General features: G+C 35.7%; 6 protein-coding genes. 5 read left to right on the top strand and 1 reads right to left on the bottom strand.

Annotation, left to right across the window (positions count from 1 at the left end):
- Both JO950_RS20260 and JO950_RS20255 read left to right on the top strand, forming a co-directional pair.
- A partial coding sequence (locus JO950_RS20260; protein WP_202704254.1) for an OsmC family protein occupies positions 1-402 on the top strand: 402 nt, incomplete at its 5' end.
- Positions 403-639: 237 nt separating this feature from the next.
- Entirely contained in the window at positions 640-1,437 is a 798-nt protein-coding gene (locus tag JO950_RS20255) for an alpha/beta hydrolase (RefSeq protein WP_237732404.1), read from the top strand.
- A 449-nt stretch (positions 1,438-1,886) separates the two neighbouring features.
- Here the strand turns inward: JO950_RS20255 and JO950_RS20250 are convergent, their stop codons facing one another.
- Complete coding sequence (locus JO950_RS20250) at positions 1,887-2,852, bottom strand: hydrogen peroxide-inducible genes activator (protein WP_202704253.1); 966 nt, start codon at positions 2,850-2,852, stop codon at positions 1,887-1,889.
- Positions 2,853-3,187: 335 nt separating this feature from the next.
- Between JO950_RS20250 and JO950_RS20245 the strand changes: the two genes are divergently transcribed.
- From JO950_RS20245 to JO950_RS20235, 3 genes are all read left to right on the top strand, one after another.
- On the top strand, positions 3,188-3,616 hold the full coding sequence (locus JO950_RS20245) for a DM13 domain-containing protein (protein ID WP_202704252.1): 429 nt from the start codon (positions 3,188-3,190) through the stop codon (positions 3,614-3,616).
- Positions 3,613-4,515 (top strand): hypothetical protein, encoded by a 903-nt coding sequence (locus tag JO950_RS20240; protein WP_202704251.1) that lies wholly within the window; start codon positions 3,613-3,615, stop codon positions 4,513-4,515. Before JO950_RS20245 ends, JO950_RS20240 begins: the two co-directional genes overlap by 4 nt.
- A gap of 251 nt (positions 4,516-4,766) precedes the next feature.
- Positions 4,767-7,589, top strand: coding sequence for a pitrilysin family protein (locus tag JO950_RS20235; RefSeq protein ID WP_237732403.1), 2,823 nt, complete (start codon positions 4,767-4,769; stop codon positions 7,587-7,589).
- Positions 7,590-7,784 lie beyond the last annotated feature (195 nt).

Below are 7,784 nucleotides of genomic sequence, written 5' to 3'. Positions count from 1 at the left end.
GCACATGCCAACTGGAAAGGAACAGGTATGGAAGGAAAAGGAACCATCAGCACTCAAAGTACTACTTTAAACAATGCTCAACTCTCTTTTAAAACCCGTTTTGCGGAAGGAGTAGGAACTAACCCTGAAGAATTGATTGCTGCTGCACATGCGGGATGTTTTACAATGCAATTGAGCTTTTTATTATCAGAGGCCGGTTTTGTTCCTGAAGATTTAAATACTACAGCCAAAGTAACTTTTGAAGATGGAACAATTACTTTAATTACACTTGAACTTTCGGGATCGGTTCCGGGGATTACTACAGAAGATTTTGAGAAAACAGCTCAAAAAGCAAAAGAGATTTGTCCTATTTCAAAACTGCTCAATACAGAGATCGCTTTGAACGTGTCTTTACTGTCTTAAAAAAAAATATTTAGTAGTGTATCTGACAATATATCAAACACATAGGGACATAGAATTTAGGAGTAGCAGAGCATGTTATAAAGAAATAAATTTCTTTGACAAAGACTACTCTGCGTATTAAAAATAAGTGAAACGTCCTTTTTGAAAATACAAAATTTATGTTACTATGTGTTAGAATTAATTACACCTAAATAGACTATTTGAATCTAACAAACAACATCTTAAAAAAATAAAAAAATGAAAACAATAAATTTAAAAAGACAATTGAATGGTTTATTCATGTCTGCCGCTTTAATTTTGACCTTCTTACTATCTGCCACTTCAATTGCACAAACTGCACCGGCAAAAGTTAAAAATGTAGTATTGGTTCACGGAGCATTTGCTGACGGCTCCGGATGGAGAAATTTATACGATGTACTTTCAAAAAAAGGATATAAAGTTACCATTGTTCAAAATCCGTTAAGCTCTCTTGAAGACGATGTAGCAGCAACCAATATGGTATTGGACAATCAGGTTGGTCCAACGATTTTAGTGGGACATTCCTGGGGAGGTGCTGTAATTACGCAGGCCGGGAATCACCCAAATGTTGTGGGATTGGTATATGTAGCCGCTTTTCAGCCGGATAACGGAGAATCGGCTTTGCAATGGCTGCAAACAGCCGCTCCCGCTCCCGAGAATGGTGTTTTGGCTCCAAATGATAAAGGTATCGTGTATTACGATGAGGCCAAGTTTCATGCCGGTTTCTGTGCCGACATTAGCAAGGAAGATGCCGCTTTTATGTACGCTTCGCAAGGTGCTTTTTATGCCAAAGGGTTTATCACACCTATTACAAAAGCAGCCTGGAAAGATAAACCGGCTTATGCAGTAATTGCTACACAGGACAAAAGTATCGATCCTTCCATTCAGCATGCTATGTACAAACGTTCCAAAACGAAAGCGACAGAAGTAAAAGGAAGCCATTGTGTTTTTATCTCACAACCGGAAGCTGTGGCAAACGTAATTATTGGTGCAGCTAAAGATCTAAGCGGAAAATAATAAAATCTTATAGAATCTGCACAATCTGCGAGATCTGCGAGAAAATAGGTTTGATTGTTTTAATTTGATGATTCATTTTTTTGGTTTCCCGCAGATTTAAAAGAGATTTGAGCAGATGTACGCGGAGCAATTAATAAAATCTTATAGAATCTGTTTCAATCTGCAGAATCTGCGTGAAAGAACTTTAGATTATTTTAATTTGATGATGTATTTTTTTGGTTTCCCGCAGATTTAAAAGAGATTTGAGCAGATGTACGCGGAGCAATTAATAAAATCTTATAGAATCTGCACAATCTGCAGAATCTGCGTGAAAGAACTTTAGATTATTTTAATTTGATGATGTATTTTTTTTCCCATTGATCTTACTAATTGAAGCATTTTTCTAAATACGAAAAGCCAAAGTACTGCAAGGTATTTTGGCTTTTTTTGTATGGATTCCCGATAGCTATTTATCGGGTGGTAGCTTTAATAAAATAGGGAGAGTCGTTCCATTTTATTTTGCGGTAAGCAAAATTTTGCTGCAAAGATTCCGGTAAGCAATTCCAGATGGCTTCGTTCATTTTTTCAAGCAATAATTTCTTAGAAAAAGTATCAGACACCACCAGACTGATTTCACGTACAGGTTTTGGATCTTTAAAATGCTTAAAAAGCCCGGTTTCTACCTCGTTAATCATCGAAAGTTGAGGGATTATGGCGAATCCTAATTCGGCCCGTACCAAATTTTTAAGGGTTTCAATCGAGCTAATATCGTAACTGAATTGCTCTTTAATTTTTCCTGTACTTTTGATATCACAGATATCAAGCAGCTGCGCATTGTAACAATATTCGTTTTGAAGCAAAAGCAATTCGGCCCGGTCTGAGGGCTGCAATTCGTAATGTGATGCTGTGGCCATAGGATGCACCGTATTTAGGTAAGCTACAAAAGGTTCTTTAAAAACCGGATGCTCCATTAAATGAGGATTTCCGGTAGGAGTTGCCATAATAGCTACATCCAGAGCTCCTGTCATAACATCATTCATCAATTGTCCGGTATTGGCTTCTTTTATAATGAATTGCATTTTTGGAGTGGCTTTTTTCATGGCCTGAATAAAAAGTGGTATCAGATAAGGGGATAAAGTCGAAATGATTCCAACTTTAACTTCGCCTTCTAGTTTGTTTTTCTCATTCACCACAAAATCTCTAATTTCGTCGGCCTCGCGAAGTATTTTTTTGGCTCGGTTTATAATTTCGGTTCCAAGAACGGTAGGGGTTAACGGAACCTTGTTTCGATCGAAAATTTTAATTCCAATTTCTTCTTCCAGATTTTTTAGCTGAATGGTTAGTCCGGGTTGTGATACCAGGCAAACTTCTGCTGCTCTTGCAAAATGACGTTCCTCGTCTAATGCTACAATATATTTTAATTGTTGAATTGTCATCTCGATTGGTATAATGGATATAAAAGTAACCCGTTGGATGTAATTATTTTTAAACGCATAGAAACATAGATTTAACACTCACAAAAAAGGCGCTTCATTTATTTAAAATACACAGAGACTTCTATGTTTAAGAAATAGGTTTCTATCTGTTAAATGATTTTTTATAACAGGTAAAGGTAAAAAAATATAACGGAGCGCTTTGGTGTTTTTTTTGATCTAGGCAGTAGAAAATGTAAAATACAAACGGAGAATATCAAAAATGTTCAGGATATGTAAACTAGCCGACATTAGGAGAGTGTAAGAGTTACTAATTTCGAATTACTAAACGATATCACATGAGAACAATTTTTTCTTTTATAGCTATTTTAATACTCTTCAGCTGTGAATCTGAAGGAGAACTGACCCGCGAAAAAATTGGTTCAATGGTAGTTTCTTCAGAAGCAATTTTGCTTTCTACAGGAACTTTTGAAGCTGAGTCGGGCAATACCGTTACCGGTTCTGCCCGAATTTACAAAGAAGGGGATCTGTACAAATTATCACTTAAAGATTTTAGCATTTCCAGTGGGCCTGATCTTAAGGTTTATCTTTCTAAAACCAATCGACCGGACAGTTTTGTAAATCTGGGAAGCTTAGGAACAGGAAATTCACAGACCTATACGATTCCGGCAGGAGTAAATTTAACGGTTCATCCTTATGTATTAATTCATTGTCAGCAATTCAATCATCTTTTTGCTACTGCTGCTTTAAAATCCAACTTATTATGAAAATTAATTTTTTGATAGTTTTAGCCTCATTTTTTATATTCAATTATAGTAACGCACAAGGCTGTAGTGATGCCGGTATTTGCAGTATTGGAGGAGCATTTCACGAAAATGATGACAAGAAGAACAACCATATCGAATTTGGAACTGTTCTGGGAAAAGGTGATGTGGATGTGAAATATTTGTCGGGTTATATTGGCTACACCAGGAGTTTTAATAAACAATGGTCAGGAAATGTAAAAGTGACTTCTCAGTATGCCAATGGAAGTTTTGGAGGAAGGGGCTCGGTTGGAGATGCTTTTTTAACGGCAAACTATACTCCCGTTACGACAAATTTGTACAAATGGAGTTTTACTTCGGGGATTAAAGTTCCGTTTAACCAAAGTAATCTCAAAATAAACGATCATCCGCTTCCAATGGATTATCAAAGCAGTCTTGGAACTTTTGATTTTTTAGGAAGTGTGAATCTGAACTATAAAAACTGGGATTTTAATTCTGCGATACAATTGCCGGTCTTTAATATAAACAAGAATTCCTATTTCAGCGAATATTCCGGTACTGATGATTTTGTGACCACCAATTTATTTGAGAGAAAACCGGACGTTCTGTTGCGCGGAACCTACACCATAAATACAGCCAATCGCAAATTTTCGTTCAAGCCGAATTTGCTTTTGATTTATCATTTAGGGGAAGATACTTATGAAGATATTTACGGACAAAGACAGACGATTAAAGGCTCTGACGGACTAACCATTAATGGAAATCTAATTGCAGGATATCATTTTTCGTCCGGAAGTAGTATCGAAGCCTCGGTTGCGACGCCTTTTGTAGTGAGAGAAGTCAGACCGGACGGACTTACACGAGCATGGACAGCGGGGGTGAGCTATAAAGTGCGATTTTAAAAAATTTTGGATGGTGACTCAAGTATAAATAGGTGGAGCAGAACGAGTGTCGCACAGAAATTTAATGTGTTAAATAAGTAACGCAAATTTTTTGGTACATCATTTTTAATTATTTTGCGCATACCATGATCAGATGAACTGAAAAAGAATCCTATCCGTTCTTAGGCAAAGATGCTTCTAAGTAGGACGAATACGTATACTTTCAACTGATGTGGGATAGTATATTCTTACTTTAAATGCCGAAATCAAAAATGATGAAATCTGTACACGCTCAACTTTTACACTTACTATTATTATTTATTGGAGTTGCTTCAATAAATGCGCAAAACTACAAATCTGCTGATGTCTTAATTGGAAATAAAACTCTTAAAAAAGGAGTACTATCCAATGGCATGACGTATTATATTTATCCAACAGCGGTAAATAAAAACACAGCAAGTTATTATATTATTCAAAACGTAGGCTCTATTTTAGAGAATGACAATCAGAAAGGATTGGCACATTTTCTGGAGCACATGGCTTTTAATGGCACTAAAAACTTTCCCGGAAAAGAAATTTTGACGACTCTCGAAAAACAAGGGGCTGTTTTTGGAAATAATATAAATGCTTACACCAGTTTTGATGAGACGGTTTATAATTTTGACAATATTCCATCAACAGATCCTAAAGTAATTGATACTGCATTACTGATTTTACACGATTGGTCTCATTCATTACTACTGACCAATGAGGAAATTGATGCCGAACGTGGTATTATTGTTGAAGAATGGAGAACCAGGCAAAACGCATCAACCCGTATTTCTAACTTATTCAACCCTTATTTGTACAACCATTCGCTGTATGCAAACCGTGTTGCTATTGGTGATATGGATATTGTAAAACATTTTGATTACACTTTGCTACGAGATTTTTACAAAGAATGGTACCGTCCCGATTTGCAGGCAATTGCGGTTGTTGGGGATGTAAATGCTGAAGAAATTGAGCAAAAAATAAAAACGTTATTTGCTGATATTCCGAAAGCTAAAAACCCGAAAAAACGTTTTGAGGTCGCAATTCCGGATCATGAGGAACCTTTTTTTAAGTTAGCACTCGATAAAGAAATCACAAATTCGGCTATATCTTTTAAAATCATTCAAAATGGCGCAGGTCAGAGTCAGACTTTTGCTGATCTAAAGCAGTCAATAACGAGGATAATGGCGTTTTCGATGCTCAACGACAGATTGAATGAATTAGCACAGAAAGAAAACTGTCCGTTTAAAAATGCGGAGGCTTATTATTCTAATTTTAAAAGAATGAATGATGTAATGGGGATGGATATTGCTCCAAAACCAAATAAACAGGCAGAAGCTTTAGCTGTAGTTGTGGATGAGTATATACGTGCCGGAAAATTTGGTTTTTCGGAAGGTGAAATTCAAAGAAAAGTAACTTTCATTAGTTCTTTTTACGAAAACTATATCCAATCAGAGAAAGAAGTTTCACATAGTAGTATTGCCAATAGTATACAATCAGATTATCTTTTACATCGACTGTTTACAGATACTAAAAGCGAGTTTGAAATGATACAATCTATTTTGAAAGAAATCGATTCAAAAGCTCTTCAGGTCGAATTAACTCGTGGATATACTTCAAAAAACAGAGTAGTGACTGTTGAAGGGATGGAAAATGAAACCAATTTAACAAAGGAGAACGCTTTTGCTATTATTACCAAATCAGAAAACAATCCTAATTTAAAGCCTTATACAGACAGTTTTAATGATAAGTCACTGTTGACTGATGTAACAATTGTTCCGGGTAAAATTACTGCTGAAAAGGAAAGTAAAGAAATCGGAGCTACTACTTATATTTTAAGCAATGGCGTAAAGGTGCATTATAAATTTGCCAATAAAAATGTAAATGATGTACAGTTGTATGCGGAAAGTTTCGGGGGGGCGTCCTTATATGATCTCAAAGATCTGCCATCGACATTTGCACTGAACGGTTTGACAGATGCTTCAGGTGTGGGAGCATTTTCTAATATTAATTTGGAAAAAATCCTTTCAGGAAAGGTGGTCGGTACGGGAATAAATGTGGGAGATTTAAATGAGACGGTTTCGGGTAATGCCAAAGTAAAGGACCTCGAAGCAATGCTGCAATTGGTGCATCTGCGTTTTGTAAAGCCGCGTTTCGACAAGGAAATTTATGATATTAAGAAATTAGATCTTCAAAATTACCTGGAAAACAAAGACAAGGATATCAATGCAAAAATGACCGATAGTATCAATGCAATCGTTTACGGGAAAAATAATCCCAGAGTAAGAATTTTGGATCAGCAGTTTATTGATGATTTGTCTTTTGAAAGAATAGAAGCAATTTATAAAGAGCGATTTTGTGATGTTTCTAACTTTGAGTTTTTTATCGTAGGTGACGTAACATCGGAAGTACTGAAACCACTATTAGAAAAATACATCGCCAGTATTCCCGGTATAAAAAGAGATGAAACATTCAAAGACAAAACACCTGTTTGGAGTTCTAATAAAATTAACAAAGAAGTTTTAATTAAAATGGAAACGCCCAAAAGTACGGTCAATATTCAGTTTGAAAGCGATTTTAAATACACTTCCAAAAATGCTGTTTTGGCGGATATGCTGCGTGACATTTTGACTTTACGCTATACAGAGAATCTTAGAGAGAAGGAAGGAGGAACTTATGGTGTTCAGGTCAGTGCAGCAGCTTCGAGATTTCCAAAAAATACGGTTGCTCTATCGATAAATTTTGATTCAGATCCGATCAAAGTGAACAGTTTACTTCCTATAGTGTACAACGAAATTAACAAAATTAAAAATGGCGTTTTGGTAAAAGAGGACCTGGCGAAAACCAAAAGCAACTACTTGAAATCAAGAGAAGATAGCAAAAATTTTAACAGCTACAGTTTGAGTTTATTATACAATTTTTTTGAGTACAATATAAACATGGATAATCCTGCAGCTTATGTAGCTATTGTAAATAGCATCACTGAAAAAGACATTCAGCAGTTTGCTAATGAATTTCTAAACAAAGCCAAGTCTTACGAAATTGTTTTTAAACCATTGAAGTAGCCGGTATTGGCATAGAAGGAGTGACTTTGTTCAGAATGTCATTTCACTTTTCTTAAAATGTCATTGCCTTTAAAAGGGGATAAAGACAGGGTATAAGCAGGAATCTCATGGTAGGATTATATTTAATTACTTTTAAAGTGGTATTAAATATCTTGTTAATTTATTAAAAATTGAATTTAAGGCAATTTCTTTAAG

It is taken from the genome of Flavobacterium sp. UGB4466, assembly GCF_903469665.1.
Taxonomy (GTDB): Bacteria; Bacteroidota; Bacteroidia; order Flavobacteriales; family Flavobacteriaceae; genus Flavobacterium; species Flavobacterium lipolyticum.
The sequence above is the reverse complement of the archived record's forward strand: the minus strand, read 5'-3'. Positions and strand labels throughout refer to the sequence as shown.

Coding starts and splice junctions, on each gene's coding strand:
- JO950_RS20255 (WP_237732404.1), top strand. CDS start 640: ATGAAAACAATAAATTTAAAAAGACAATTGAATGGTTTATTCATGTCT.
- JO950_RS20250 (WP_202704253.1), bottom strand. CDS start 2,852: ATGACAATTCAACAATTAAAATATATTGTAGCATTAGACGAGGAACGT.
- JO950_RS20245 (WP_202704252.1), top strand. CDS start 3,188: ATGAGAACAATTTTTTCTTTTATAGCTATTTTAATACTCTTCAGCTGT.
- JO950_RS20240 (WP_202704251.1), top strand. CDS start 3,613: ATGAAAATTAATTTTTTGATAGTTTTAGCCTCATTTTTTATATTCAAT.
- JO950_RS20235 (WP_237732403.1), top strand. CDS start 4,767: ATGATGAAATCTGTACACGCTCAACTTTTACACTTACTATTATTATTT.